Consider the following 575-nt stretch of genomic DNA (forward strand, 5'->3'; position numbering starts at 1 on the left):
AACAAATCAAAGGAATAAGGATAAGTTCAGAGCCAGAGTGAAACCTAAAGTAACTAAAAATCAAAAAGATGCAATATAAAAATCCTTAACTTAATGACATTGGGCTAGCGCCGGGCATTACCATCAGCGATAACCAGGATGCGATTCTGATGAGTGGAAAATCCCAGGTACAGATCATGATTAATGATAAGGTGGTTAAAATGACGGCGCGCGATTTGGCCAAAATGCTCAAGGCAATGCCAACAGGTAATATTAAACAGGTAGAATTCCTAAGTAAACCGCCCGCTAAATACGAGGTGAACGGAAACACAGGTATCATCAACATCAAAACTGTTGGTGTGGTAAAAGGAGTCGCTGGCAACCTTGATCTGAGCACTTCTCAGGGGGTGAATAACTGGGCTGACCTTTCAGGGCTTGTTAATTACGGCGCAGGTAAACTTGCCGTAAGCGGTTACGCCGCCTGGCACAGGGGCAATGTCATTAAGTTAAGTGTTTAAATATCTGATTACCAACTATTTGACTTGTTTTTATGGGTTTATTTTCTTATATTTAACTTATAACCAATTAGTTAATGT

Annotated in this window: 1 protein-coding gene; it reads left to right on the plus strand. The window is 40.3% G+C overall.

The features are described 5' to 3' along the window. Positions 1-149 precede the first annotated feature (149 nt). Positions 150-497 carry a hypothetical protein gene (locus ACFOUY_RS08935; RefSeq protein ID WP_378960161.1) on the plus strand — a complete coding sequence of 116 codons (348 nt, stop codon included), beginning with the start codon at positions 150-152 and terminating at the stop codon, positions 495-497. Positions 498-575: the final 78 nt, after the last annotated feature.

Source organism: Pedobacter jamesrossensis (assembly GCF_042650905.1).
Taxonomy (GTDB): Bacteria; Bacteroidota; Bacteroidia; order Sphingobacteriales; family Sphingobacteriaceae; genus Pedobacter; species Pedobacter jamesrossensis.